The sequence below is a fragment of the Arsenicibacter sp. R0_47 genome (assembly GCF_057652235.1).
In genome coordinates this window covers 1-227 of record NZ_JBYFCJ010000147.1, presented here as the reverse complement: position 1 = coordinate 227, position 227 = coordinate 1, and the positions used below count along the sequence as shown (strand labels likewise).

Sequence of the window (227 nt, the reverse complement as noted above, 5' to 3'; positions counted from 1 at the left end):
CTACTTGTTACTTGTGTGTCTTGTCTTCACCACAACATTCCTGCTGTGTCAGACTCTCTCTGTAAGTCAAAGAACTTCTTGCTCTTCCAGTGAAGAGCAGGGCTCTAACAAATTGTCAGCATAAACTTAACGGCTACCCCGAAGGATAACGGCTCCAGAAAGGAGGTGTTCCAGCCGCACCTTCCGGTACGGCTACCTTGTTACGACTTAGCCCTAGTTACCTGTTT

At 47.6% G+C, this 227-nt stretch carries 1 rRNA gene; it reads right to left on the bottom strand.

The features are described 5' to 3' along the window. Positions 1-158: 158 nt before the first annotated feature. Positions 159-227 (bottom strand): 16S ribosomal RNA (locus tag AC23NW_RS36380); the annotation flags it as partial.